The organism is Aureimonas sp. Leaf454, assembly GCF_001424685.1.
Lineage (GTDB): Bacteria > Pseudomonadota > Alphaproteobacteria > Rhizobiales > Rhizobiaceae > Plantimonas.
The window spans coordinates 51,579-77,830 of sequence record NZ_LMQT01000005.1 but is presented as its reverse complement, the minus strand read 5'-3'; the positions used below and the strand labels follow the sequence as shown (position 1 = coordinate 77,830).

The 26,252-nt window shown below is 68.3% G+C and carries 24 protein-coding genes; 3 read left to right on the top strand and 21 right to left on the bottom strand.

Annotated features, from left to right (window positions below; all coding sequences use genetic code 11):
* Positions 1 to 3: 3 nt before the first annotated feature.
* The 8 genes from ASG43_RS07230 to ASG43_RS23495 form a co-directional block, all read right to left on the bottom strand.
* The gene (locus ASG43_RS07230; protein ID WP_056502385.1) at positions 4 to 1,266 is read right to left on the bottom strand and encodes a c-type cytochrome; all 1,263 of its coding nucleotides are present in this window, start codon (positions 1,264 to 1,266) and stop codon (positions 4 to 6) included.
* Positions 1,263 to 1,988: a cytochrome c oxidase assembly protein gene (locus ASG43_RS07225; RefSeq protein ID WP_056502382.1), complete on the bottom strand. Its 726-nt coding sequence runs from the start codon at positions 1,986 to 1,988 to the stop codon at positions 1,263 to 1,265. The genes ASG43_RS07230 and ASG43_RS07225 overlap by 4 nt, the downstream gene beginning before the upstream one ends.
* On the bottom strand, positions 1,985 to 2,365 hold the full coding sequence (locus ASG43_RS07220) for a hypothetical protein (RefSeq protein ID WP_056502380.1): 381 nt from the start codon (positions 2,363 to 2,365) through the stop codon (positions 1,985 to 1,987). Before ASG43_RS07220 ends, ASG43_RS07225 begins: the two co-directional genes overlap by 4 nt.
* Positions 2,366 to 2,377: 12 nt before the next feature.
* Entirely contained in the window at positions 2,378 to 5,020 is a 2,643-nt protein-coding gene (gene ctaD / locus ASG43_RS07215) for a cytochrome c oxidase subunit I (protein WP_082490718.1), read from the bottom strand.
* Positions 5,017 to 5,889: a c-type cytochrome gene (locus tag ASG43_RS07210; RefSeq protein ID WP_082490717.1), complete on the bottom strand. Its 873-nt coding sequence runs from the start codon at positions 5,887 to 5,889 to the stop codon at positions 5,017 to 5,019. The genes ctaD and ASG43_RS07210 overlap by 4 nt, the downstream gene beginning before the upstream one ends.
* Positions 5,890 to 6,226: 337 nt before the next feature.
* The gene (locus ASG43_RS07205) at positions 6,227 to 9,814 is read right to left on the bottom strand and encodes an error-prone DNA polymerase (RefSeq protein ID WP_056502376.1); all 3,588 of its coding nucleotides are present in this window, start codon (positions 9,812 to 9,814) and stop codon (positions 6,227 to 6,229) included.
* 154 nt (positions 9,815 to 9,968) lie between these two features.
* Positions 9,969 to 11,399, bottom strand: a complete 1,431-nt coding sequence (locus tag ASG43_RS07200; RefSeq protein ID WP_348271067.1) for a DNA polymerase Y family protein — start codon at positions 11,397 to 11,399, stop codon at positions 9,969 to 9,971.
* A 100-nt stretch (positions 11,400 to 11,499) separates the two neighbouring features.
* Positions 11,500 to 12,318, bottom strand: a complete 819-nt coding sequence (locus ASG43_RS23495; RefSeq protein WP_056502373.1) for a hypothetical protein — start codon at positions 12,316 to 12,318, stop codon at positions 11,500 to 11,502.
* Between the two features lie 690 nt (positions 12,319 to 13,008).
* Here ASG43_RS23495 and ASG43_RS07190 point away from each other — a divergent pair.
* A complete protein-coding gene (locus ASG43_RS07190) occupies positions 13,009 to 13,440 on the top strand; it encodes a metallopeptidase family protein (protein ID WP_200939483.1) in 432 nt (143 codons plus the stop codon).
* A 24-nt stretch (positions 13,441 to 13,464) separates the two neighbouring features.
* Here the strand turns inward: ASG43_RS07190 and ASG43_RS07185 are convergent, their stop codons facing one another.
* On the bottom strand, positions 13,465 to 14,187 hold the full coding sequence (locus tag ASG43_RS07185) for a TIGR02117 family protein (RefSeq protein WP_082490720.1): 723 nt from the start codon (positions 14,185 to 14,187) through the stop codon (positions 13,465 to 13,467).
* On the bottom strand, positions 14,177 to 15,061 hold the full coding sequence (locus ASG43_RS07180; RefSeq protein ID WP_056502371.1) for a CoA ester lyase: 885 nt from the start codon (positions 15,059 to 15,061) through the stop codon (positions 14,177 to 14,179). The genes ASG43_RS07185 and ASG43_RS07180 overlap by 11 nt, the downstream gene beginning before the upstream one ends.
* A 232-nt stretch (positions 15,062 to 15,293) precedes the next feature.
* Here ASG43_RS07180 and leuD point away from each other — a divergent pair, with 232 nt between their 5' ends.
* A complete protein-coding gene (leuD, locus tag ASG43_RS07175; protein WP_056502450.1) occupies positions 15,294 to 15,899 on the top strand; it encodes a 3-isopropylmalate dehydratase small subunit in 606 nt (201 codons plus the stop codon).
* Between the two features lie 16 nt (positions 15,900 to 15,915).
* Here leuD and ASG43_RS23260 read toward each other — a convergent pair whose 3' ends face one another.
* The 4 genes from ASG43_RS23260 to ASG43_RS07155 form a co-directional block, all read right to left on the bottom strand.
* A complete protein-coding gene (locus ASG43_RS23260; protein WP_200939482.1) occupies positions 15,916 to 16,071 on the bottom strand; it encodes a hypothetical protein in 156 nt (51 codons plus the stop codon).
* A 53-nt stretch (positions 16,072 to 16,124) separates the two neighbouring features.
* Complete coding sequence (locus ASG43_RS23255; RefSeq protein WP_056502363.1) at positions 16,125 to 16,484, bottom strand: Fic family protein; 360 nt, start codon at positions 16,482 to 16,484, stop codon at positions 16,125 to 16,127.
* Positions 16,485 to 16,528: 44 nt separating this feature from the next.
* Positions 16,529 to 17,428 carry a hypothetical protein gene (locus tag ASG43_RS23250; protein ID WP_056502357.1) on the bottom strand — a complete coding sequence of 300 codons (900 nt, stop codon included), beginning with the start codon at positions 17,426 to 17,428 and terminating at the stop codon, positions 16,529 to 16,531.
* A gap of 247 nt (positions 17,429 to 17,675) precedes the next feature.
* The gene (locus ASG43_RS07155; protein WP_056502448.1) at positions 17,676 to 18,896 is read right to left on the bottom strand and encodes an argininosuccinate synthase; all 1,221 of its coding nucleotides are present in this window, start codon (positions 18,894 to 18,896) and stop codon (positions 17,676 to 17,678) included.
* Between the two features lie 274 nt (positions 18,897 to 19,170).
* On the opposite strand from ASG43_RS07155, the gene ASG43_RS07145 reads away from it, so the two are divergent.
* Positions 19,171 to 19,812 carry a LysE family translocator gene (locus tag ASG43_RS07145; protein WP_056502445.1) on the top strand — a complete coding sequence of 214 codons (642 nt, stop codon included), beginning with the start codon at positions 19,171 to 19,173 and terminating at the stop codon, positions 19,810 to 19,812.
* A gap of 228 nt (positions 19,813 to 20,040) precedes the next feature.
* Here ASG43_RS07145 and ASG43_RS07140 read toward each other — a convergent pair whose 3' ends face one another.
* From ASG43_RS07140 to rlmN, 7 genes are all read right to left on the bottom strand, one after another.
* Positions 20,041 to 21,054, bottom strand: coding sequence for a sugar-binding protein (locus ASG43_RS07140; protein ID WP_056502352.1), 1,014 nt, complete (start codon positions 21,052 to 21,054; stop codon positions 20,041 to 20,043).
* A 140-nt stretch (positions 21,055 to 21,194) separates the two neighbouring features.
* Complete coding sequence (locus ASG43_RS07135) at positions 21,195 to 22,175, bottom strand: ABC transporter permease (protein ID WP_056502442.1); 981 nt, start codon at positions 22,173 to 22,175, stop codon at positions 21,195 to 21,197.
* Between the two features lie 44 nt (positions 22,176 to 22,219).
* On the bottom strand, positions 22,220 to 22,963 hold the full coding sequence (locus ASG43_RS07130) for an ATP-binding cassette domain-containing protein (protein ID WP_056502350.1): 744 nt from the start codon (positions 22,961 to 22,963) through the stop codon (positions 22,220 to 22,222).
* Positions 22,964 to 23,265: 302 nt separating this feature from the next.
* Complete coding sequence (locus tag ASG43_RS07125) at positions 23,266 to 23,925, bottom strand: glutathione S-transferase (RefSeq protein WP_056502346.1); 660 nt, start codon at positions 23,923 to 23,925, stop codon at positions 23,266 to 23,268.
* A gap of 59 nt (positions 23,926 to 23,984) precedes the next feature.
* A complete protein-coding gene (locus ASG43_RS07120) occupies positions 23,985 to 24,236 on the bottom strand; it encodes a BrnA antitoxin family protein (RefSeq protein ID WP_056502342.1) in 252 nt (83 codons plus the stop codon).
* 70 nt (positions 24,237 to 24,306) lie between these two features.
* The gene (locus ASG43_RS07115) at positions 24,307 to 24,771 is read right to left on the bottom strand and encodes a hypothetical protein (RefSeq protein ID WP_056502340.1); all 465 of its coding nucleotides are present in this window, start codon (positions 24,769 to 24,771) and stop codon (positions 24,307 to 24,309) included.
* Between the two features lie 100 nt (positions 24,772 to 24,871).
* Positions 24,872 to 26,062 (bottom strand): 23S rRNA (adenine(2503)-C(2))-methyltransferase RlmN, encoded by a 1,191-nt coding sequence (rlmN, locus tag ASG43_RS07110; RefSeq protein WP_348271066.1) that lies wholly within the window; start codon positions 26,060 to 26,062, stop codon positions 24,872 to 24,874.
* Positions 26,063 to 26,252: the final 190 nt, after the last annotated feature.

Below are 26,252 nucleotides of genomic sequence, written 5' to 3'. Positions count from 1 at the left end.
CCTCTAGCCCTCCCGCCCCGCATACCACAGCGCCAGCGCCTCGATCTGCTCGTCGGTCAGGTGGGGCGCGATCTTGTCCATGAGGTGGGAATAGGGTCCGCCGCCGCGCTGGTGATGCTTCCAGAGGGTGAGGTGGGTGGAGAGGTACCAGGCGGGCTGGCCGTTGAGGCGGGGATAGTTCGGGTTCTTCGCGCGGCCGTCATCGCCGTGGCAGCTTTCGCAGGACGGGAGCTTTCGCGTGGGAAGGCCTTCGGTCGCGATGAGGCGGCCGAGTTCGAGAAGCCCGGCCTCGTCGTAGGGCGGGCCGTGCGGCGCGGAGGGCTCGACCTCGGCTGCGACGGCGTTGCGGGTGGCGACGGCGGCCGGCAGGGCAATGCTGCCGGGAACCGCGGCCGAGGTTTCCGGTGTCTCGGGAAGGCCGGGCGCGGTGCCGGGCGAGGCGGGCGCGGGTTTGCGGAGCGCGGGCTGGGCCGCGTAATGCGCCGCGAGTTCGGCCAGAACCTCGTCGGAATGGATGCCGGCGGCGGGCTGCATGATGCCGCTCGCCCGGCCGCCCCTGGCATAGGCGCGCAAGGTTTCGAGAAGATAGGGCTCGGGCTGGCCGGCGATCACGGGAAAGGCGCCCGCTTCCGCTGCGCCGCCGACGCCCTGGCCGTCCATGCCGTGGCAGCGCGCGCAGTCGGCGAGCGCGTTGGCGACGCGATCGGGTCCGCCGGGAGCGGCGGGCTGGCCGGATCCGAGCGCCAGCGTCCGGTAGCGCTCGGGGGTCATATCGGGATAGGCGCGCAGGAAGGCCACCATCGCCCAGACCTCGTCCGGACGCTCCTGCGAGACCCAGGCGGGCATCCCGGAATATTTGATGCCGTGCTGCACGATCCAGAACAGCTCGCGGTCCTTCCACTTCGCGCCGTAGCCGACGCGGTCCTCGAGGCGCGGCGGCGGCGGCATCATGGCGCGCACCAGCGGCGACTGTTCCTCGCCGGGCGCACCGTGACAGGCTGCGCAGCCGCTCGCGAAATGGCCGGCCGCGCGCTGCACCAGCATCGGGCTGCCCAGATCGACATCGGCAGGAGGCTCGATGCCGAGCGACTGCGTGTCGACGGCATTGCCCATGGTCCAGTGCAGGAACCAGGCGACCGGGCCGAAATGGCCGGAGGATGCGGCGATCGAGACGAGGCCCGACCAGCCGACGGCAAGCGCCCCGGCGGCGCCGAGAAGAGCGCCGAGGCCGGCGGTCTTCCAGTTCAGATCGAACCGGATCCTCATGAGCGGGGTCTCCCGATATCGGCCGGCGCATGGTCGGGCCCGCGCTCCCGGTCGGTGCCGCGGCCGAGCAGCGTCGAGAGCAGCGCGAGGCCGCCCGCGAGATAGGCGGCGCCGCCGACGAGAAGCATGATGACGCCGCCGAGCGCCTGATCGCCGAGCGGCGTCATGGTCTCGCCGGGCCGGCAGAGGTCGCCGAAGGCATACAGCGGACGGGGGCTGAGCAGAAGAAGCGCGCCGAGCAGGGTCATGTGCATGGAGGTGAGGAGTAGGGCCCCGACGCCGCCGGCCCGCGCGGCCCGGCCGCTGGCATCGGCCGCGCCGATCGCGCCCAGCCAGAGGCTGAGGCCCGCGAGGAGGAAGGAGCCCTGTTCGAGAAGGAAGAGCCCGGTCGAGGCGCGCGCGGCATCGTGGAGGGCGGGCGCGTGCCAGCCCCAGACGACGGCGAATTCCGCGAAGGAGGCCACCATCGCGAAGCCCGGCGGCACGAGCGCGCAAAGGTTCGGATAAAGGCGGGACAGGCCGAAGGCGACGAGCGGCGAGGCGACGGCGACGATGCCCATGTGGCGGATCATGTGGGCGGAGAAGGAGTCCGGCCCGATGCCGGCGAGGCCGAGCCCCGGCACCGACCCCGCCCAGAGGAGCGCGAGCAGGGACAGGCCGGCGCCGAGCGGCAGGGCGCCCCGGGGCAGGGTGCGGGCGGGGGCGAGGAGGCCGGCGCTCATCGGCAATCCACGAGGAGGAGAGCGGGAAGGGCCACGAAGAGAACGGCGATGAAGGACAGGGCGGCGAGGAGCACGGAGGAGAATTCGAGGAAGCGCTCGCGGTCCTCCGGCGTGTCGTCGGCATGGGGGAAGGAGCCCTCGTTGGAGCGCCATTCGCGCAAGCCGCGCAGGCCGACATATCCGATGATGACGAGCGCCACGAGGGTGAAGCCCGCGATCGCATAGCGCGAGACTTCGATCGGTTGAAAGATCGCGTCGTTCGGTGCGCATTCATAGGCGGCGAACACGTAGCAGAGGACGAAGTGCACGGCCCAAACGGTGGGCGCCGTGATCAGCGTCCAAAGCGTGTCGCGGGTCTGGGTATCGGGACGGGACATCGCGGAACCTCCTCAGACCGCCAGCGGGAAGAGGGCGATCGTCGCGACCGTGACGACCGCCGTCAGCGCCATGAAGTGCCAGTAGAGCGCGACATTGGAGAGATCGAGGTCGTGGACGGGCGTCAGCCGGCCGGCGAGGGACCGGGCGAGGCAATAGAACAGCATGAGCGCGCCGACGGCAGCGTGGACGGCGGTCCAGATGGCGAGCGTCCAGACGATCGCGGGATAGGCGTGGGTGCTCGGCTCGAGGCCCGTGACATAGGGACCCCAGAGCAGCGCGGCGCCCGCGGCGAGCGAGCCGAGGCCCGCGCCACCCAGAAGGATGCGCGCGAGGCGCACACGGCCGATCCGGTTCGCCCGAAGCGCGACGGCGGAGGCGATCCAGGCGGCGAGGAAGAGCGCCAGCGCGACCAGCGGCCAGAGAAGGCCGGGGCCGACCGCGCCCGGCGGCGGGAAGTCGGCATGGATGGTGAAGAAGAAGAAATAGCCGAAGACGAGGCTGAAGAAGGCCGTGGCGTCGCCGGTCATGGTGATGAACATCGCCCACCAGGAGACGGAGGCCGGACCCGAGCGATAGAGCGGCAGCTTGAGACCGAGGCCGACGTCCTTCTCGCTCTTTTCCGGAATGATCGAGGTGCCTCGCCAGAGCCAGACGAGGATCGCGCCGGTGGCGACGACCATCGCGGCGATGGTCCACATCCAGAGATGGAAGGTCGCGAGGATGAAGACCGAGCCGAGGCAGATGGCCGAGATCATCGGCATGAAGCTCGGGCCCGGCACGCGCAGGACCTGCAGCGGCTCGGCGTCGAGGACCCCGGTGACCATGGTCTCGCGCTTCATCTCCTCGGCATCGGGCATGTAGAACCGGCCGGCGTCGTAATTCTCGAGGAAGCCCGGCTGGCTCCAGAGCGGATAGCGCGAGGTGATGATCGGAACCGTCCGCACGCCGTAGTTCTTGCCCGGCATCTGGGTCAGCCATTCCAGCGTGCCCGCGTTCCAGGGATTGCGCTGGGCGTAGGGTTCCTTTCCGCGCGGCCGCAGCATGTCGAAGAGCACGACGAGGAGGCCGGCGGCGAGGATCGCCGCGCCGATCGACGAGACGAGGTTCGGGAGCGAGATGGCGAGCGCTTCGGGATAGGTCCAGACGCGGCGCGGCATGCCGGCGAGACCGGAAAAGTGCATGGGGAAGAAGGCGATGTTCATGCCGGCGAACATCAGCCAGAAGGCCCATTTGCCCAGCCGGTCCGAAAGTTTGCGGCCGGAGACGACGGGCCAGTAGTAGAAGATGCCGGCGACCAGCGGAAACACGACGCCGCCGATGAGGACGTAGTGCAGATGCGCCACGATGAAGTAGGTGTCGTGCGCCTGCCAGTCGAAGGGCGCGAGCGCGACCATGACGCCGGTGAGGCCGCCGAGCACGAAGGTCGCGAGCGCCCCGGAGACGAACAGCATCGGCACGGAATAGATGACGCGGCCGGTCATCAGCGTCGCGAGGAAGACGAAGATCTGCACGCCGGTCGGGATCGCCACCGCCTCGGAGGCGGCGGAGAAGAAGCCGAGCGAGATCGCCGGCAGGCCCGTCGCGAACATGTGGTGGACCCAGAGGCCGAAGGACAGGAAGCCCGTGCCCACCGCCGCCAGGACGATCCAGGAATAGCCGAGCAGAGACCTCTGGGCGAAGGTCGGCACGATCATGGCGAGGAGCGCGATCGTCGGCAGGAAGACGATGTAGACCTCGGGGTGGCCGAAGATCCAGAAGAGATGCTGCCACAGCATCGGATCGCCGCCGCGCGTGGAATCGAAGAACGGCCAGTCGAAGAGGCGTTCGAGCTCGAAGAGGATGTCGCCGGCGATCAGCGGAGGGAAGGCGAAGAGGATCATCCCCGCCACGACCAGGACGTACCAGGCATAGAGCGGCATGAGGTTCAGCCGCATGCCGGGCGGGCGGCACTTCAGCGTGCCGACGATGAGCTCCACGGCGGCCGCGATCGAGGCGACCTCGATGAAGGACAGGCCGAGCAGCCAGATGTCGGCGCCGTAGCCGGGCGTGAAGCGCTCCTCGGTGGTCAGCGGCGGATACATGAACCAGCCGGAATTGGGCGCCGCGCCGAAGAAGATCGAGCCGCAGACGAAGACGCCGCCGATGAGGAAGCACCAGTAGCCGAAGGCCGACAGACGGGGGAAGGGCAGGTCGCGCGCGCCCAGCATCTGCGGCAGGAGGATGATCGCCACCGCCTCGAAGATCGGCACGGCGAAGAGGAACATCATCGCCGTGCCGTGCAGCGTATAGACCTGGTTGTAGAAATTGGCGGTGAGGAAGTCGTTGTCGGGAACGGCGAGCTGGGCGCGGATCATCAGCCCGAGAATGCCGGCGAACAGCATGAAGCCGAGCGAGGTCGCCGTGTACCAGACGCCGATCTCGGTGTTGTTCACGTCGGACCAGTAGCGCCAGCCCTTTGGCGAGGCCCAGACCGCGTCGAGCCGCTCTTCCTGCGCGCGGCGGATCTCCGCATCCTCGGCCGGATCATCGGAATGGGGACCGACGGCGTCGAGCGCTGCCTGCTTGCGGGCGAGCGAGGATGTCGAGTTCGGACCGTCGGGTCGCAGGGTCGGATCGTTCGGGGTCGCGCCGTCGAAGGTCGTGCTGCCGCTCATGGGAGGTCTCCGAGCCATGCGGCGATGGCGTCGAGTTCGGTCTTGGGGAGGGCCGAGAAGGCCGGCATCTCGACGCCCGGCTTCACGTGGCCGGTGGAGTGGATGAAGAGGGCGAGGTTCTCGGTCGTCATCGGCAGGAGGCCCGCGCCGATCGTGGCCCTGGCCGCGACGTGGGTGAGGTCGGGTCCGACGCGGCCCGCCGCCTCGGTGCCCCGCACGGTGTGGCAGCCCGCGCAGCCATTCGCCATGAAGGCGTCGTAGCCCGGCCCGCTCGTGACGGCGGCGGGCGCGGCCTCGGCGGCGATGCGGGCGTCGAAGTCGGCCTGCGAGGCGACGATCACGCGAAAGCCCATCTGGGCATGGGCCTCGCCGCAGAATTCGGCGCAGACGCCGTTGAAGACGCCCTCGCGCGTCGGCTCCAGCACGATGCGGTTGACGCGGCCGGGAATGGTGTCGGTCTTCCCCGCGATCGAGGGAACCCAGAAGGAATGGATGACGTCGGGACTGCCGAGCAGGATCTCGGTGCGCTTGCCGACGGGCAGCCAGAGCTCGTTGGCGCTCTCGGTGCCGCCGCGCGGCAGGGATTTGGCGACCCCCGGCGTGCCGTCGACGCCGTAATTGACGCGCCACCAGAAGCGCTCGCCCGAGATGGCGATCCGCGGGCCCTCGTCGGCGGGTGCGCGGAAGCCGGGCATCAGGGCGAGGCCGTACCAAAGGAGGGCGCCGAGGACGACGGTGGGAAAGACGCAGCCGCCCCAGACGATGAGATGGACGCCCGCCCGCTCGGAAAAGCGGCCGGGCTTCACGACCGTCACGAAGACGGACAGGCCGACGACGAGGATCCAGATCGCCGTCGCGCCCGCCAGCATGACCCAGAAGAGCCCGAGGACGCTGGCGGCTTCGGTTCCGGCCGGGTCGAAGGTGGATTGCGGACCGGTGCAGGCGGACAGGATCGCGACAAGGGAAAGGGCGGCCGCCAGGCGCAGCGCCGGGACGCGGGAGGAAGCGGGGCGGGTCGGTCGGTGGGCTGGCAGAGACTGAGTTCCCGTTCGCTGGATGGTCGATCGACGGCATGCGCCGTCGCTGCGAGGCGATGAGTCCCATCGATGCCGTCCACAGCGGGTAGTGGCAAGGCGACCTTGGTTCTTTTCCGGCGAGAAATTAGGTTCTGACGCCGACGTGACCAGCGGGGTCCACGTTTTTTGCTCAGTGAAAGTTTCGTCCCTTGGGCAGCGCTGACCGAATTGCGTCGGGGACGGGAAAAACGGGTTCGGAATCGATGCGGCTGGCCGCGATCGCGGCGCGGCGCATCGCGTCGATTCCCCGGCGATGCAAGCGCGCCTCATCGACCGGCCGGCGCACCTCATCGGCACGGGCGAGCACCGTGGCGAGTGAGAGGTCCGGCGACACCGGGCCGGCCAGGACGTCGGGCCGGTCGGCGCCGGGTGGGCGTGTTCCGACCGGGTGGGCAGCGGACCGGCGCGGCGCGGAGGCGCGCAAGGGGCTGCGGACGTGATCGGCCGGCGCGATGTGGCCGGTCTCCTCGAGGCCCCCGGCGGCGATCTCGCGCAGGAGAAAGGTCAGGTCCTCGACCTTGTCGGCGACGACATGGATGACGCCGCGATCCGATTGCATGCGCCCGGTGACGCTGAGAAACCGCGCGCCCAGCACCAAGGCGCGGAAGCTCTCGAAGATCTTCGGCCAGACGATGACGTTGGCGACGCCCGTCTCGTCCTCGATGGTCATGAAGATCACGCCCTTGGCCGAGCCCGGCCGCTGGCGCACGAGAACGAGGCCGGACACCGTGACGCGCCGTCCGGAGGGCAGAACCTCCAGCCGCGCGTTCGGCAGGACGCCCTGCCGCTTCAGGCGCTCGCGCACGAAGGAGACGGGGTGGGCCTTCAGCGACAGCGACAGGAAGCGGTAGTCGTTGATCACCTCCTCGCCGAGCGGCATCGGCGGCAGATGTGCGTCCGGTTCGTCCATGGGTTGCCAGGACGGGGCGGCGGCGAAGAGCGGCAGGTGCTCGGGCGCTTCCCTCTCGTCCAGCGCGCGCGCGGCCCAGAGCGCGTCGCGGCGGGTGAGGCCGAGCGAGGCGAAGGCGTCGGCATCGGCGAGGCGCTCCACCACGGCGCGGGACAGGCCGGTGCGCAGCCAGAAGCCGCGCACGGAATCGAAGGGTCCGGCGCTTTGCCGGATCCAGATCAGGCGGCGCACCTCGTTTTCCGGCAGGCCCTTGGCCTGGCGAAAGCCGATGCGCACGGCGTGGCGCGAGCGGATGGCCGCAGCCATCTCGCGGTGTCGCGGGACGATGCGGGCGGGGTTCATGCCCGCCTCCGCTTCGTGTCCGTCGCCGTCGAGGGCTTCCAGCGTGGAGTCCCAATCCGAACAGTTCACGCAGAGCGGCCGGACGTCGATCCCGTGCTCGCGCGCGTCCCGCACGATCTGGGCCGGCGCGTAGAAGCCCATCGGCTGCGCGTTGAGGAGGGCCGCGCAGAAGACGTCGGGATAATGGCACTTCAGCCAGCAGGAGGCGTAGACGAGGAGAGCGAAGGAGGCGGCGTGGCTTTCGGGAAAGCCGTATTCGCCGAAGCCCTCGATCTGCTTGAAGCAGCGAATGGCGAAGTCCTCCTCGTAGCCGTTCCCGACCATGCCCTTCACCATCTTCTCCCGGAAGCTCGCGATGCGGCCGGAGCGCTTGAAGGTCGCCATGGCGCGGCGGAGCTGGTCGGCCTCGCCGGGCGTGAAGCCGGCGGCGACGATCGCGATCTTCATCGCCTGTTCCTGGAAGAGCGGCACGCCGAGCGTGCGGTGGAGCACCTCCTCCAGCTCGGGGCTCGGATAGGTCGGCCGCTCCAGCCCCATCTTGCGCCGGAGATAGGGATGGACCATGTCGCCCTGGATGGGGCCGGGCCGCACGATCGCGACCTCGATGACGAGGTCGTAGAAGCAGTCGGGGCGCAGCTTCGGCAGCATGGTCATCTGCGCGCGGGACTCGATCTGGAAGGTGCCGAGCGTGTCGGCCCGGTGCGTCATCTTCCAGACGGGACCGTCCTTGTCCTCCATCGGCAGCGACGCGAGCGTCGTCGGCTCGCCGTCGCCCTGCACGGCGCCCGGATAATGCGCGTCGAGAAAGGCAAAGGCGCGCTTCAGGCAGGTGAGCATGCCGAGCGCGAGGATGTCGATCTTCAGGATCTTCAGCGCGTCGATGTCGTCCTTGTCCCATTCGATGATGAGCCGGCCCTTGGAACCGGTGTTCAGGACCGGAACGGTCTCGTCGGTGCGCCCGCGCGTCAGGACGAAGCCGCCGACATGCTGGGAGAGATGGCGGGGGAACTCCATCAGCTCCTCGGCGAAGGCGAGGACGTGCCGCGTCACGGGGTCTTGCGTGGCAAGGCCCGCCGCTTCCGCCTCCCGCTCCCCCAGATCGGAGGAGTGATAGCCCCAGACCGAGCCGGACAAAGCGGAAACGGCATCCTTGGACAGGCCGAAGGCGGCGCCGACCTCGCGCGCGGCGGAGCGGGCGCGGTAGCTGATCACGGTCGCCGCGATCGCGGCCTTGTCGCGCCCGTAGGTATCGTAGATCCAGTCGATGATCTCCGAGCGCCGTTCGTGCTCGAAATCGACGTCGATATCCGGCGGTTCGTCGCGGTCGGGCGAGATGAAGCGCTCGAAGAGAAGGCCGGACTGCTCGGGATCGACATCGGTGATGAAGAGGCAGAAGCAGACGGTGGAATTGGCGGCCGAACCACGGCCCTGGCAGAGGATGCCCATGCCGCGCGCCGCTTCCACGATGCGCTGGACGGTGAGGAAATAAGGCTCGTATTTCAGCTGGCCGATGATGGCGAGCTCGTGGTCGATCTGGTCGGCGACCATGCGGGAGACGCCGCCGGGATAGCGCTTGCGCGCGCCGTCTTCGGCGAGCCGGCGCAACTCCTCGGCCGGCGTGACGCCGAGGCGCAGCGCCTCGTCCGGATATTCGTAGCGCAGCGACGTGAGGTCGAAGGCGAGCTCACGGAAGAAGCGCACGCTTTCGGCCACCGCCTCGGCCTGGCCCGGGAAGAGGGTCAGCATCTCGGCCCCGGACTTGACGTGGCGCTCGGCGTTGACGGAGAGGCGAAGCCCCGCCTCCTGGATCGGCACGTGCTCGCGGATCGCGGTCACCACGTCCTGCATGCGCCGACGCTGCGGCGCGTGGTAGAGCACCTCGTTCACCGCCATCAGCGGGGTTCCCGCCGCCGTCGCGAGATGGACGGCCTCCGCGAGACGCCGGGCGTCGAGCCCGTCATGGCGGGGCGCGAGGGCGAGGCGGAGATGGCCGCGCGCGGGCCCGGCGAGGGTTTGCAGGGTCCAGGCGATCGCCGCGCGCGCCGCTTCTCCCGCCGGGTCCGGGCGGCCGAGCGCGATCGGCGCGACGAGGGCGAGGTTCAGGCCCTCGCTCCAGTCGATGAGATCGGCGAGACGGAGCACGCAGTCGCCCTTCACCGTGCGCAGATTGCCCAGCGTGAGGAGACGGCAGAGCCGGCCCCAGCCGGCGCGATCGCGGGGAAAGGCGAGAATGTCGGGCGTCTCGTCGGAAAAGACGAGGCGGGCGCCCGGCGCATAGGCCAGGCCCGCCTCGCGCGCGGCCTGATGGGCGCGAACGACGCCCGCCACCGAATTGCGATCGGCGACGCCAAAGCCGACGAGGCCCTTGTGCAGGGCGGCGACGACCAGCTCTTCCGGGCGCGACGCGCCGCGCAGGAACGAGAAGTTGGTGGCCGCGCCGATCTCGGCATAGGGGACCGAGGTCATGGGCGGAAGGGCCGCGCAGGGGCGGGATGTTCATCCCTCGTGCTCGGCGGCGCCCCTTCCGTCCTGCCGGGCATCTCGCTCTCGCGGGGGGACCGCCGCCCCTCGACGGGGGTGCGGGCGGCCGAAGGGGGCGTCTTGCTCCGACGGGGGATCGTCATGCGAAGATGCCGTGCAGGAACCAGGTGGCCAGCGCCTCCGGGGGGACGTTTTCCGGCAGGGCCTCGCCGTGGAATCCCCGGCGGAAGAGCCAGAACCGGCGGCCGCCGTCGTCCTCGACGCGATAATAGTCGCGCGCGCGCGCCTCGTTGGAGCGCCACCATTCCGGCGCGATGCGCTCGGGTCCCTCGAAGCGTCGCACGACATGGAGCGCCCGGCGCCAACGGAACTGCATCGGCACGCCGTCCGGCACCTCGAAGCTCGCCTCGACGGGCTCGGGATGTTCGAGAAGGCGCAAGGGGCGCAGCAGCGTGGGGGCGAAGGCGCCGGTCCCGAACGGGTCCGGACCGGACGGCTGCGGAGCTGCGGACCCGGGCGTCCCGCGAGCGGTCCGCTCCAGGATCGAGCGGCTGCGGGCGGCGCGTTCGGGCCAGTGGCTTTCGCGCGTCTCCAGTCGCTGCACCGAGCCCGGGCCGAGGCGTGCGCCGATCCGGTCGATCAGGGTCTCCAGATCGCCCGCCCTGTCCGCGTCCCTGGAAAGATCTCCCTGGTGCTCGACCATGGTCTCGGCCTCGGTGACCCCTAAGCGCACGAGATCGAAGCCGAAGCCCGCGTCGATCTCGTCGCCCGCGCCCTTCAGGCGCTCTCGGAAGAGCGCCAGGATGCGATCGGGCGCGCGCAGGGGAAGGGAGGTCGCCACGCGCAGCCGCTCCACCCGCCCGTCGACCCGGAAGAGCGACAGTTCCAGGCGCCGGGCACCGCGGCCCTCGCGCTCCATCGCGGTGCGCAGCCGCTCGGCGAGAAAGGCGACGATGCGCTCGATGTCGCCGATGTCCAGGATCGGCTCGGCGAAGCGCCGCTCGGCGAGGAGAAGCGGAACCGGACGGCGGGGGCCGATCGGGCGGCGGGCGCGGCCGAGCGCCTCGTCGAGCCGGCGCACGGGGGACTCGCCGATGCGCCGGACGAGGCCCGCTCGGGGGAGGGACAGAAGGTCGGCGATGCGCTTCAGGCCGAGGCGGCCGAGAAGCGCCTGCGTCGGCGCGTCGAGCCGCAGGGCGGCGAGCGGCAGGGGCGCCAGCCGCGCCTCCTCCTCGCCTTCCTGCGCGATCACGCCAGAGGCCCCGCCATGCAGGAGGGCGGCGGCCGTGCCGGGATGGGACGCGATGGCGGCCTCGCTCGAAAGGCCCTGCCCGCGGAAGCGCCTGAGGATCGCCGCCATCATCGCCGCCTCGCCGCCGAAGAGATGCGCGCAGCCGGAAATGTCGAGGACGAGGCCGGCCGGCGCATCGAGCGCGACGAGCGGCGTGTAGCGGTCGCAGGCCTCCGCCAGGGCTTCGAGCAGCCGCGCGTCGGCGTCCGGATCGGCTTCCACGAGGTCGAGGCCGGGATGGCGCGCCCGCGCTTCCGCGACGCCGAGACCCGCCGACAGGCCCAGCGCCTCGGCGCCGGGGCAGAGTGCGCAAAGGCGCAGTGCCCCGGAGAGCTCGGCGAAGAGGGCGAGCGGAGCCGGCGCACCGGGCGTCGTGCCGTCAGGAGGCGTGGCGGAAGGACAGGATGCCGGCCGTCTCTCGCGCGCCCTCTCGCGAAGGATCCGGTCGGTGGGAAGATAGGGGAAGCGCAGCGACAGGTAGCGGCCCGGGCTCGAGGGTCTGGAGGCGACGGTCATGGGGATTCCATTCCAGGAGAAGACGACGGGCCCTGCCATCGCGCGACTTCTCGACGGCGACGGAAAAGACGGGATGACCGATGAGGCGCTCGCCCGCGGGGCCGAGCGCCTGGACGCCGAGGGCCGCGCCGCCTTCGACGCGAAGGCGAAGCGGCGCCGCGGTCGGCTCGGGAACCGCGCCCTGGCGCAAGAGGAAGAGCGGCACGCCGGCCGCGCGCGCGCGGACATGGAGCCGGCGCGTGCCGTCCAGCGAAAGCTTTCTCGGATTGCCGCGGATTTCCAGCACGGCACAGGCGACGACGCTCGACCGGGCCGCCTCCTCGGCCGCCCAGACCGCCTCCTCCAGCCGATCGGTCTCGACCTGCACGAGGCCACCGGGATCGAAGCCGAAGGCGAGAAGGCCCGGCGCGTAGAGACGACCGGCCTCGTGCAGGCCGAACCCTTGCGAGATCCAGAGAAGCGGCCGGCGCGCGGTCGCCCCGAGCCGGCTGGCGAGCGCGAGCACGAGCCCGGCCGCGCTGCCCCCGCCGCGCGTCTGCGTGGCATGGATCTCGGTGAGGCCTTCGCTCGACAGGGCCTCGGCGAGGCCCGGCCTCTCCGATCCCTCGGAAGCCGGCGCCTCGGGAGTCGCCGCTGCCGGGGCTTCCAGCCGATGGAGGCTCGTGCCGAGAATCGCCGCCATGCGCTCGCGAAGGGCGAGGATGTCCGGTCGAGGCGGACCCGCCTCCTGGCCCCCCGGGTCCTGGCCCGCACGGGGCGGTTCGCGGCCTGCAAGGCGAGAGCCCCTGACCGCGGGCTGCGAGGGAACCGCCGGGGGCCGCGAAACGGCGGTACCCGGCCGCGAAAGGGAAGTGCGCGGTTGCGAAAGGACGACCGGGGGAACGAGGGCGCTGCCGGATGGGTCCGAACGGTTCGGAGCCGGCGCAAGCCCTCCGTCGGTCTTGCCTCGTGTTTCGGGCTTGCCTCGCTCTTTAGCCTCCGCGGGCTGTTCTTCGGCCTTCCCCTGTTCGGCCTTCCCCGGTTGCCCTTCGGCTCTGATGTGCCGGGACTCCGCTCCTCTCGATCCCGTCATGACGATCTCCTCTGGTCAAGCCATGGCCGGCCGCGCGCCGGGATGGCCCAGGCTCGTTCCACCCTCTCTCCCGGAGAGGACTGTTCGTGATATGTTCTTATGGATTCCAGAGCGACCCGGCAGAGTCAAGCAATCCCATCCTGTGATTATTTTCCTTCTTGGAGGGAACGAAAAGAGCGGGGATAACCTCCGGCGCCGCTTTTGCCGGCTGAAATGCCGCCGACGGACGGTTCGACCCGGCTCTCGCCCCTATGCGTCCCGTGCTCCGGCGCTTATCTGTCCCCCGGAAAGCCAAAGGAGATGGAACGCGTGGCAAAGCTCGATCAGACCGGCGACTGGGCCCGGCGCATGGCGCCGAGCCTCGACGAGATCGAAGCCCTGGCGCTGGAGGCCTATGCCGGACTGCCCGAATCCTTTCGCGCGCTCTGCGGCGAGATCCGGTTTCTCGTCGCCGATTTTCCCGAGGATAACGTGGTCGAGGAAATGGGGCTCGACAGCGCCTTCGACATTCTCGGCCTGTTCGAGGGCCGCCCGGTGGCCGATTTCGACGTGACGTCGACGGGTCAGCTTCCGAACCGCATCCTTCTCTACCGCCGACCCATGCTCGATTATTGGGCCGAGCACGAGGAGAGCCTCGGCACGCTCGTCTCGCATGTGCTGATCCACGAGATCGGCCATCATTTCGGCCTGTCGGACGGAGATATGGAGGCGCTGGAGGCCGAGGTCGCCTGACGCCGGGATCGGCCGGACGGCCCGTCAGCCAGGCCGGTCGAGTGACCGGCCGGGCCGGTCGAGCGACCCGCCGTGCAGGTCGAGCGACCAGAGGAGAAGCCGGGGCAGGGGCGTCCACAGGCCCGTCGCGATGCCGGCCCGCCGCAGGGTGGCGGCTGTCCAGACATTGCAGCCGAGCAGCGCGTTGAACGATCCCGTCGCCTCGAAGAAGCGATCATACGGTCCGTAGGCCGCGCCGGGAATGGCATTCCGGCTCGCAAAGCTCGCCTCGATCGCGGCGAGAAGCGCCTCGAACGCCGCGTCGTCGAGAAGGATGGTCCGCTGCGCCTCTCCGTCCGCGATCGGGCCGGCGAGGCCGACATGCATGACGGCCTCGTCGAGGGTGAAGGAGCGCAGGAGCGGCAGCGGCCTCAGATCGCTCCAGTTCGGCGTTTCCACGTAGAAGCTGCGCCCGCCCCGCCCGATCAGGAGATGATCCGCGCGTTCGACGGGAAGACCGGCTTCCTCCAGGAAGGCGAAGCGCTCGCGGATCGCTCGATCCACGGGAAGCGCGATGTCGGTGTGGATCGCATTGGCGAGAACGAGGATCCGGTGATGCCCGGGTCTTCCGCCCGTGGGATGGACGGGGCGGCGCGGCACGAGCGTGCCGAGGGCGAGCGACAGGACGACGAGGCCGAGGAAGCCGGCGATCCCGCGACGCAGACGCCGGTGTCTTCGCCCCGTCCCTCGATCGGGATCAGGCGCCACGATCGTCCGCACGATCGGAAAGGAGGCGCCGGGCGGCGTCGAGATGCAGGCGCTCGACCATGCGCCCGCCGAGCGAGACGACCCCCCGATCGGCCGCCTCCGGCGCGGCGAAGGCCGAAACGATCGCTTCGGCTTCGGCAATCTCCGGCGGCGTCGGGGCGAAACCGCGCAGCGTCGGGGCGATCTGCGCGGGGTGGATGAGCGTCTTGCCGGTGAAGCCGAGGCCACGGGCCTGCAGCGCTTCCGCTTCGAGCGCCGCCGCGTCGTCGAGGCGGTTGAAGACGCCGTCCAGCGCGTCGAGCCCATGCGCCCGGGCCGCGAGGACGACGCTCGCCAGATGCGGCACCAGTTCGGCCCGGCCCGGCGAGGGGCGCAGGCCGAGCGTGGAGACGAGATCGTTCGGTCCGACGACGAGGACCCGAAGGGGCGAGGAAAGAGATGCGCCGACCGACGCGATTCGGGCGGCTTCGATGAGGCCCCTCGGCGTCTCGATCATCGCCCAGAGCGCGATTCTGCGCGGCGGATCGGTCTCGGCGAGGGCCGCCGAGACCTCGGCCAGCCCCTCGGGGCTCTCGACCTTCGGCACGAGGATCGCATCGGGAAGCACCGCGCGGGCCATCAGGAGATCCTCCGTGCCGAAGGGGCCGGCGAGCGGATTGATGCGCACGACGATCTCCGGCCGGCCCGCCCGGTCGAGAGGGGGGCGGCCCGCCAGATGATCGCGCAGCCGCTCGCGCGCCGCGTCCTTCTCGGCCGGGCCGGCGGAATCCTCGAGATCGAAGATGAGCGCATCGGCGTCAAGGCCTGCGGATTTCGCCAGCGCGCGGGGATGGGCGGCGGGGACGAAGAGGGCGGTGCGGCGTCGCGAGGTCATCGCCCTTGGTGCCGCATGACGCGGCCCGGCGCAATCGCGAGCGAGAACACCCAACACCAGGGGAAGGCGAGGACGAGGACGTCTGGACGACGCGGCGCGCTTCGAAGCCCATCGCCGGGATATCCGGCCCGCTCTCTGTCGGCAGGCATCGCGCGTCTCAGGAAGTGCGTTTCGATTTCAGGTCGGATCCTGTATGGAACGCGGCGAACGAGAGAACCGGCAAGGACATCCCATGCAGAAGTTCGACAAGCTCACCGGCGTCGCCGCGCCGATGCCGATCGTCAACATCGACACCGACATGATCATCCCGAAGGACTACCTGAAGACGATCGCGCGGACCGGTCTCGGCAAGGGGCTCTTCGCCGAGCTCCGCTACCGGGACGACGGCTCGGACAATCCGGATTTCGTGTTGAACAAGCCGGCTTACAAAGGCGCTGAGATTCTGATCGCCGGCGATAATTTCGGCTGCGGCTCCTCGCGCGAGCATGCGCCCTGGGCCCTGCTCGACTTCGGCATCCGCTGCGTGATCTCCACGTCCTTCGCGGACATCTTCTACAACAACTGCTTCAAGAACGGCATCCTGCCGATCCGCGTCTCGCCGGAAGCGCTGGCGCTCCTGATGGACGACGCGGAGCGCGGCTCGAACGCGCGCGTCTCCGTCGATCTCGAGGCCCAGGAGATCCGCGGCCCCGATGGCGGCACGCTGCATTTCGACATCGACCCGTTTCGCAAGCACTGCCTCATCAACGGTCTCGACGACATCGGCCTGACGATGGAGAAGGAAGCGGGAATCTCGGCCTACGAGGCCAAGATCGGGAACAGCCGCCCCTGGGCGTGAGCGATCGAGCAGCGGTTCATTCGGGGATCGTCAGTTCCGCGTAGAGGCTTTCGAAGGCCTCGATCTCTTCCGGCGTCAGGCGCGCGAATTCCTTCTCGCGGGCGCGTCGGCTGAGTTGGCCGTCGTTCTGACGAAGGAACTGCAGGAGAAGATCGAGAAGCGCCTCCGGCATGTCGACGATTTCGGTTGCTTGTCGATGAAAGCGGTCGCGCGTTTCCAGGAAGCTCAACTCGCGAGGAAGGTCGTCGTCGATCGTGCGTTCCAAGCATTGGAACAGGAACTCGGCATGGGACTCGCGTCGAAGTAGCGATAAAGGTCGCTCGTCTCGTTCTTGACCTCGACGTTTCCCCGTTCGGTCGCGATCCAGTCGATGTAGCGCAGAAGCGGCTTCGACCATGTCTCCAGCGTGGTCCGATAGCGCAGAAGATCGTGGAGAATGGCGTTCGAGATCGGGAAGATGATGTCCTGCGGCGTGTAGTTCCGTTGCGCCAGAACATGGTGGATCAGAAAGCGGTGGAGACGCCCGTTCCCATCCTCGAACGGGTGGATGTAGACGAAGCCGAAGGACAGGGCCGCCGCCGACAAGACCGGATGATATTCCTTCTTTTCGCTTGAGCGCGCGAAGGCGATCAGTCCGTCATAAGATCCTGCAGATCTTCGGCATGGGCGCTGATATGATCGGGAATAGGCTCGTTGAAGCTATTCCTGTTTCCCACGAAGCCAGCTTCGTTCCGAAGGCCGATGCGCACGAAGCGGTCGTCTCCAATGACCTCCCTTTGAAGTTCGATCAGGCTGGCCGTGGTGAGGTCGAACAGGCCCGCCCGGCCGATGGCGGCTCCCCAACGGGCGACTCGGACCTTTGTCGGTCGCTCCTTCTCGATTTCGAAGGAAGCCTTTGAGTCGGCAAGGAGGAGATAGGCGGCCGCGCGCGCAAGAACCTCGGGAGGCGCGGTTTTCAGAAGATCGCTGGCGCGAGCGGATAGGTTCTTGGCGAGATAGCGGTCGAGGGTTTGCGTGCGGGCGACGAGCGGGCAGAAGCTCGGCGTGCCCGGCAGATTGTCGAGGATGCGAAAGCGACGATGGCGGATCGCCGCCTTGCCGGCATATTGCAGGCGCTCATCGAGAACGGCGACGTAGTTTCCTGTCGCCGTGTCGGCAATGGGAAGCCTGCTCTCTGTCAGCCATTCATAGAGAAAGGCGAGCCGCCGCACATAACCACTGCCGGGCTTTTCCCGAAGCCCTTCCGTTAGAAGATCTTCACCGATCGCTTCGAAGACATGCTTGAGAATTAGAAGATTGATACCCTCGTACTTCAAGGCGAAGATGAGATGATCGACGATGGCATCGCCCGGCCAACGCGGTGAGGGATGAACGACCCATTGATCCTGTTGGATGTGCGTCTGTCGATCGGCGACCGCATGACGTTCGAAGGGCGGTGGAACGAAAAGGTCGAGGGTCTTGATCAGACGGCTGTAGCCGGCGATGCGGCCCGCCGTCGGCATTGTCCGTTCGTCCGAATCGAAAGCCATCGCTGATTCTTACAAAACGGGTTTCAGAAATCGATTCTGTTATTCGACAAGTTTTTTACGTTGAAAACCGTAATGTCGCATTTTTTTGTGACGCAAAGGGCGGCGTGCATAAAACGAAACGCGAACTTTGATCCGCGTTTCGTCATGTCGAGAAACTCACAACGAAAATTCGCCGTTCTCAATTCGGTCAGTCGTGAAAAACAATCAAAGGGTGGAAGACGCCCCTTCGGGCGCCTTGCCGTCGCGATCAGCCCCTGTCGCGCTTGGCCAGTGTCCTCAGCCGCAGCGCGTTCAGCTTGATGAAGCCGGCGGCGTCCTTCTGGTCGTAGGCGCCGTGGTCGTCCTCGAAGGTGACGAGCGCGTCGGAATAGAGCGACTTCGGGCTCTCGCGGCCGATGACCATCGTGTTGCCCTTGTAGAGCTTCAGCCGGACCGTGCCCTCGACATGTTCCTGGCTCTTGTCGATGAGGGCCTGCAGCATGTGGCGCTCGGGCGAGAACCAGAAGCCGTTGTAGATCAGCTCGGCATAGCGCGGCATCAGCTCGTCCTTGAGATGCGCGGCACCCCGGTCGAGCGTGATGGACTCGATCGCGCGATGGGCGACGAGGAGGATCGTGCCGCCGGGCGTCTCGTAGACGCCGCGCGACTTCATGCCGACGAAGCGGTTCTCGACGAGATCGAGCCGGCCGATGCCGTTGTCGCGGCCAAGGTCGTTGAGGGCAGCCAGAAGCTCGTGCGGCCGGAGGCGCCGGCCGTCGAGCGAGACCGGATCGCCCTTCTCGAAGCCGATCTCGATCGTGGTGGCGACGTCGGGGGCCTCCTCCGGGCTGATCGTGCGCTGGTAGACGTAAGCCGGAGATTCCTCGGCCGGGTTCTCCAGCACCTTCCCCTCGGAGGAGGAGTGGAGGAGGTTCGCGTCGACCGAGAAGGGCGCTTCGCCCTTCTTGTCCTTGGCGACGGGGATCTGGTGCTTCTCGGCGAAGTCGAGGAGATCGGTGCGGGACTTGAAGGTCCAGTCGCGCCAGGGGGCGATGATCTTGATGTCGGGGTTCAGCGCATATGCGGAGAGCTCGAAGCGGACCTGGTCGTTGCCCTTGCCGGTCGCGCCGTGGGCGATGGCATCGGCGCCGGTCTCGGCCGCGATCTCAACGAGGCGCTTGGAAATGAGCGGCCGGGCGATCGAGGTGCCGAGGAGATAGACGCCCTCGTAGGCGGCATTGGCGCGGAACATCGGGAAGACGAAGTCGCGGCAGAACTCCTCGCGCACGTCCTCGACGTAGATCTCCTTGATGCCGAGCATCTCGGCCTTCCGGCGCGCCGGCTCCAGCTCCTCGCCCTGGCCGAGATCGGCGGTGAAGGTCACGACCTCCGCGCCGTATTCGGTCTGCAGCCATTTCAGGATGATCGAGGTGTCGAGACCGCCGGAATAGGCGAGGACCACCTTCTTGATGTCGCGATGCTGTGCCATGTCGCCCGTCTGCCCCACTCGGTCTTGAAGATCACGCTCGTCGGAGAGCTCTCGCCCAGCGCTCTACAGCAAGTCGAGGGGCGGACGGAAGCCTTGCAGCGGCGTTCGCACGGGCAAGCCGCCCGCTTTCTCCGCCGGCCGGGCCGGGTCTTCGAGACAGCCGAGCCCAAGGGCCGGCTTCCTCGGCGGGTCTGGATGAAATATCGGGTGGCGCGGCTTTCGCGCGAGGATTAGGAACGGGGCGTCCTCCTCTCCCTCGATGGTCGCGAACGCCATGGACTTCATCCCCGATCTCGGCCCGATCCTCGCCTTCACGGTCGCGGCCTTCGTCCTGACGATCACGCCGGGGCCGGACATGACGCTGTTTCTCGGGCGCACGCTGTCGGACGGGCGCGCGGCGGGAATCGCGGCGATGCTCGGCGCCTCGACCGGCGTCCTCGTCCACACGACGCTCGCCGCCTTCGGCCTGTCCGCGCTGATCGCGGCCTCGCCGGAGGCCTTCGCGGTGCTGCGGATCGCGGGCGCGGCCTACCTCCTCTATCTCGCGGTGCAGGCGATCCGCACGGGATCGAGCTTCCAGCTGGAGGCCAAGCCGGGCGCCGCCCAGCGTCCGCTCCGCTCGCACTGGCTGACCGGACTCGGGATCAACCTTCTGAACCCGAAGATCATCCTCTTCTTCGTGACCTTCCTGCCGAGCTTCGTCTCGCCCGGCGATCCCCACGCGCCGGGAAAGCTCGCCTTCTTCGGCGTCTATTTCATCCTTCTCGCCGTTCCGATGTCGATCGGCATGATCTTCGCCGCCGATCGCTTCGCGGCGGCCCTGAAGCGGCGTCCGAAGATCATGCGCGGCATCGACTACGTCTTCGCCTCGGTCTTCTCGGCCTTCGCGGTCTCGATCTTCCTCGCGCGGACCTAGAGCGCCGTGCGTCCGTTCGGACGCACAAGGGACGCTCTCATTCTTTGACTCTGCGCATCGGTCTTTCCGAGAATCCTCTCCGATTTTCGGGACGATGCCGGAAAGGCGCCGCCGGTCCGTTCCCTCGCGGAGGGCCGGACATCCCGGCAACGGAATCGACCGACGGCCGCAGATGCGGGACGCATCCGGCCGTCGGCTCGTAGGCAAAGGGGCCTCGGCCCCTCGACCTCAGTTGGCGGATTTTCCGCAGGTCGTCTCGGCATTCTCCGGGGTGCAGACCTCGGTGCCGGTGATGATCATCGGCGGCAGCGTCTCCTTCCGGGTCAGCTTGTCCAGCGCCATGATGGTCTCGTAGCCCATGTCATAGGGGCGCTGGCCGACATTGTAGTGGCTGAGCCCCTTGGCGAGGAGGGGAAGCTGGGGGCCGAAATTGTCGCCGAAGACGACCACGAGCTCCTTGCTGTCGAGACGGGCCTTCAGGGGCTCCATCGCCTGCGTGTAGGCCTGCGGGGCATATTGAGCCCAGCCGCCGACGGCGATCAGGGCGTCGAGCTCCGGATTGCTCGTCATGACGTCGCGAACCTGCTGGGCCGCCAATGCGATGTCGTCGTTGTTGTAGACCGGGCAGCCGGCCGGCTCCGTCCAGCCGTTGGTGTCCTTGAGGGCGGCGGCCGGCTTGTCCTTGGTCGTTCCGGCCAGCGTGTCGCGGATGCCCTGGATGCGACCGTTGAGGTTCTCGGACGCCGGGGCGCCGGACTGGATGCAGACGGTGCCGCCCTTCTTTCCCGCCTCCATGACCTTCTCGGCCAGCACCTTGCCGAACTCGTAATTGTCGGTGCCGATATAGGTGGCCCGCAGCTTGGCGTCCTCCGGCAGAACGTCCGTGTCGAAGGTGACGACCGGGATGCCCGCGTCGTTCGCCATCTTCAGGATGCGCGCCATCGCCTTGGGATTGCCGGCCGAAATGCCGATCCCGTCGACGCCGCGGGTGATCACGTCCTGCGCGAGCTGAACCTGCTTGGCCTCGTCGTATTCGGTCGGGCCGATATAGGTGCAGGTGACGTCGCCCAGCTTCTGGGCGGCGGCCTTGCAGCCGGCGTCGATCGGCGGGCTGAAGGCATTGTTCAAGACCTTGAAGACGAGCGCGAATTCGCGGTCCGCGGCCCCGGCTTGCGGCACCGAAAGGCCGCCGGCCAGGCATGCCGTCGCGACGGCGGCGATCAGGCGCGGGTGGGTGATCATGTCCGTTTCTCCCTTGGTTGTCGTTGGTCTCCGGGGTCATTCTCGTTCGCCCCGGATGGGGTCGCCCGCCAAGCGCGCCGGGCCCTCGGCACCGATGCGATTCGTCAGGCCCGAACGGCGGATCCCTGCTGCATCCGCCGTCATGTCTTCGAGGACCGGACCCTTTCCAGAAGCACGGCGCCGAGGATGAAGCTGCCGACGAAGAAGCCCTGCCAGAACGGGTTCACGCCGGCGATGAGGAGCGAGTTCCGAATGACCTCGACGAGCACCGCGCCGATCGCGGCGCCGATCGCGGTGCCGAAGCCGCCGACGAGGCTGGCGCCTCCGATCACGGTGGCGGCGATCACCTGGAGTTCGTAACCGGTGCCGATGGCGTTGGTGACGGCGCCCAGCCAGCCCACGAGGAACACGGCGGCGACCGCGGCCATGAGGCCGCTGAAGGCATAGGTCGAGATCTTGATCCGCTCGACCGGGATGCCGCAGAGGCGCGCGGCCTGCTCGTTGCCGCCGACCGCGAAGACATAGCGCCCCCAGCGCGTCGTCGTCAGAAGGGCGTTGAGGATGACGATCCCGGCCAGAAGGGCATAGATCACGTTGGGCAGGCCGAAGGTCTTGCCGCCGCCGAGCGCCAGAAGCGTCTCGGACCAGGGCCCGAACTCGTAGAAGACGGTGTTCTGGCTGACCACGAGGGCGAGGCTGCGTCCCATGGAGAGCGTCGCCAGCGTCACCACGAAGGGCGGCAGCCTCAGATAGGCGATCACGGCCCCGTTGAAGGCGCCGCAGAGGGCGCCCAGAGCGAGCACGGCGGGAATGGCCAGCGGAAGCGGCCAACCCGCGACGAGAACGATGCCGAGTACGATGCCGCACAGGCCGAGAATGGAGCCGACGGAGATATCGATGCCGCCGCTGATGATGACCGGTGTCATCCCGAGCGCCATGAGGCCGATGAAGCAGGCGTTCTGGAGAACGTTGAGGAGGTTGCCGGTGGTGGCGAATTTCGGCGAGATCATCGAGACGACGATGCCGAGAACCACGATGGCGATGGCGATCCAGGCCTCCTGGGTGCCGCCGAGCCGCCCGACGAGCGAGCGCTTCGGCACGCTGAGAAGATCGACGTTCATCCCGTGCGGATCGATGGAGCTGGTCATGGGCTGATCTCGATCCTTCAGGCCGTCTCGATGGCGCCGGTGATGAGGCCCGTGACCTCCTCCGGGCTCGAATCAGCGATCGGCTTGTCGGCGACCTTGCGTCCCCGCCGCATCACGACGACACGGTCGCAGACCTCGAAGACGTCCGGCATGCGATGGCTGATCAGGATGACCGCGAGGCCCTGATCCCGCATCCGCCGGATGAGGGCGAGGACCTCGGCGACCTGTCGCACGCTGATGGCCGCCGTCGGCTCGTCCATCAGCACGAGCTTGGACTGCGCAAGGCGCGTCCGGGCGATCGCGACAGCCTGACGCTGACCGCCCGACATGCGCGCGACGAGATCCGCGGGCCGGGTTTCCGACTTCAACTCCTTGAAGAGTTCGTCCGCCCGGGCGTTCATCCGCTTCTTGTCGACGATCTTGAACGGTCCCCACCGCCGCATCAGCTCGCGGCCGAGGAAGACGTTGGCGGCAGCCGTCAGATTGTTGCAGAGGGCGAGATCCTGGTAGACGACCTCGATCCCGTGACGCCGCGCATCGGACGGGCCGGTGAGCTGGAGCGGCTTGCCCTCCATCGTGTAGGTGCCCGCCGTCGGCAGGAAGTTGCCGGCGATGGTCTTCACGAGCGTGGACTTGCCGGCGCCGTTGTCTCCCATGAGACCGAGCACCTCGCCCTCGTGGATGTCGAGAGAGACATCGTTCAGCGCACGGATCGCGCCGAAATCCTTCACGATGCCGTCAAGACGCGCGAGTATCGCCATCCCCAATGCTTCCTGACAGTTTGTTACGCTTCACAACAAACATGCCGGCCGGGGTCCGTCAATCCAGTCTCTGAAAGTAAAATGGTGCATCGCAATATCACGGTGCTTGGCGCGCGATGTCGAACATCTCGTACCTTCGACGAGAAGCTTTCCGAAAAACTCGTCATCTGGCGGACATTCGATCGGTCGCTGAGATTTTCAGCGCATCGGCAGGGATGATTTGCTGTACCGGGACGCCGATGACACCCGAAGCTCGGCCCTTTCCGAAGGTCTGTGCCCAGCGACGCTGGTCCTTCCTTCTCTCAGGCGTAGGCGTACGGCCCGCCCCGCTCCAGCGCGGCCTTGTAGGCGGGCCTTGCGTGAATGCGGGCGAGGAAGGCCGGGAGGTTGGCGCGCTGGCCGAAGCGGACGCGGGAGGCGGCGGCCTCGACGGGGAAGCTCATCATGATGTCGGCGGCCGAGAAGTGCTCGCCGGCGAACCAGCCGGAGCGGCCGAGGGCGCGCTCCCAATGGTCGAGATGCCCGGAAATCTGGGGGTCCAGGAGGCGCTGGTTCACGGCTTGCACCGTGCCTTTCAGGATCGGCTTGGCGAAGAAGGGCGCTTCGGTCGGCAGGCGCGAGAAGATCAGCTTCATCACCAGCGGGGGCATGGCCGAGCCTTCGGCATAATGCAGGAAGTGCTGGTAGTCCCAGTAGGCCGTGGTGCCGCGCTCGGGAACGAGGCGGCCGGCGCCGTGGGTCTCCAGGATATAGGTGACGATCGCGCCGGTCTCGGCGAGCGTCAGCTCGCCCTCGGTGAGGATCGGCGACTTGCCGAGGGGATGGACGGCTTTCAGCGCCGGCGGGGCCTGCATCGAGGCCAGCCGCTCGTAGCGCTTCACCTCGTAGGGCACCTCCAGCTCCTCCAGGAGCCAGAGCACGCGCTGCGAGCGGGAGTTGTTCAGGTGGTGGATCGTGATCATCGGGGGAAGCTGGGCGGCGATGGGCGGCCGGCAAGGCTCCGGCGGCCGGGAACGCTCCTTCAGATCCCGGCGGCGGCCCGTAGCGCGGCGTTGATGCGGTCCTGCCAGCCGGGGCCGTCCTCCTGGAAATGATCGAGCACGTCGCGATCGATCTTGAGGGACACGAGCTCTTTGGCGCCCGGCACGGCGGCGGTGCGGAACTGCGTCTCGTCCACGCGCTGGGGCTTTTCGGTCACCTTCTTGAAGGCGGCCTCGGCGGCGCTGCGGGGATCGGTCGGGCGGCGCGTGGTGCGTTCGGGGGGCTTGGCCATGGCGTTCGTCGTCTCCGAGAAAGGGGCGGGCAGGCGGCGGGCAGGCCGCCGGGGTCCGATCGTGATCGGCTCAGGATGCGGGCGGCGCGGTGATCGGCTCGTTCGGGCGTCGGGCGGGCGTCGCCGTCCTCCAGCGGCCGGCGCCCCGTCCGGCGATGATCCAATAGACCAGGGCGAAGGCAAGGCCCGCCACCGCCATCGCGGTCTGGACGCTCGCATGGGGCAGCGCGCCGGCATAGGCGAAGCGGGTGGTGAGAAAGCCGGCGGCGAGGCCCGCCAGCGCATGGAAGATCAGCGAGCGCCAGCCCAGAAGCTCCGTCGCCAGGACGAAGGCGCCCCAGGGCACGAGCGCGGTGGAGCCGACCTGGGCGGCCTGCGCTGCAAAGCCCAGCCCGATCTGCAGCCAGAAGAAGGGATCGCCGTCTTTCGCGCCGGACAGATCGACGAAGGGCCAGAGCAGCGCGAAGCTCGCGGCGCCGCAGGCCGCGACGAAGCCGAAGGGAATGACGAAGAGGAACCGCAGGAAGGCGATCATCGTGCGAGGGGCCCCAGGCCCGATCCCGACGCGCCGGCCTTTGCGCCCCGTCGTCCGGGGGCCCCGCCGCGAACCGCCCGCCCGCCTCGATCCGCCGGGCTCACGCTCCGGCGGCCTCCAGCGCGAGGCGGTCGGTCTTCTTCATCCGCTCCGATTCCGACTTCAGCTGTCCGCAGGCGGCGAAGATGTCGCGGCCCCGCGGGGTGCGGATCGGCGAGGCGTAGCCCGCCTGGTTCACGACTTCGGCGAAGCGCTCGATCTGGTCCCAGTCCGAGCACTCGTAGGCCGAGCCCGGCCAGGGATTGAACGGGATGAGGTTGATCTTGGCCGGAATGCCCTTGAGGAGCCGGACGAGCTCGCGCGCCTCGGCAAGGCTGTCGTTGACGCCCTTCAGCATCACGTATTCGAAGGTGATGCGCCGCGCGTTGGACACGCCGGGATAGGTGCGGCAAGCCTCCAGAAGCACCTTCAGCGGGTACTTCCTGTTGATCGGCACCAGTTCGTCGCGCAAGTCGTCGCGCACGGCATGGAGCGAGATGGCGAGGCCGACGCCCATTTCCTCGCCGGTTCGCGCGATCATCGGGACGACGCCGGAGGTGGAAAGCGTGATGCGGCGCTTGGAGAGGGCGAGGCCTTCGCCGTCCGAGATGACCGCGAGCGCCTGCTTCACCCCGTCGAAATTGTAGAGCGGCTCGCCCATGCCCATCATCACGACATTGGAGACGAGGCGTCCTTCGGAGGGCAGGATGCCGCCGGCCGGCGTGTCGGCGTCGGGGAAATCGCCGAGCCGATCGCGCGCGACCATGACCTGCCCGACGATCTCGTCGGGCGTGAGGTTGCGCACCATGCGCTGCGTGCCGGTGTGGCAGAAGGAGCAGGTCAGCGTGCAGCCGACCTGGGAGGAGACGCAGAGCGTGCCGCGGCCCTCCTCGGGAATATAGACCGTCTCGATCTCGACGGGGCGGCCCGCCCCGCGCGCGGGAAAGCGGAACAGCCATTTGCGGGTGCCGTCGACGGAGATCTGCTCCTCGACGATCTCGGGCCGCGCGATGGTGGTGCGCTCGGCGAGGATTGCGCGAAGATCGCGCGAGACGTTCGCCATGACGGAGAAGTCCGAGACGCCGCGCACGTAGAGCCAGTGCCAGAGTTGGCCGACGCGCATGCGCACCTGCTTGTCCGGCACGCCCGCCTCGCGCAGGACGGCGCCGAGCTCCTCGCGGCTCATGCCGACGAGATGGGGTTTTTCCGGCACCGCCACGATCTCCGGCTTCACCAGCGTCACGGGCACGATCGCGTCCGCACCGGGCAGGCGGGACGCGGCCGATGCCGGCATGTGCGAGAGGTCGATGGAAACGGCCATGATCTGCCTTCGGGCGGCCGGCGTCGTCGCAAAACGCGGACGCCTACGATGTCTGATAGGGATCGGAACCCTCGCTAGATGGCCTTTTCTCGCGATTTTCGCAAGTCGGGGCCGATTTTTC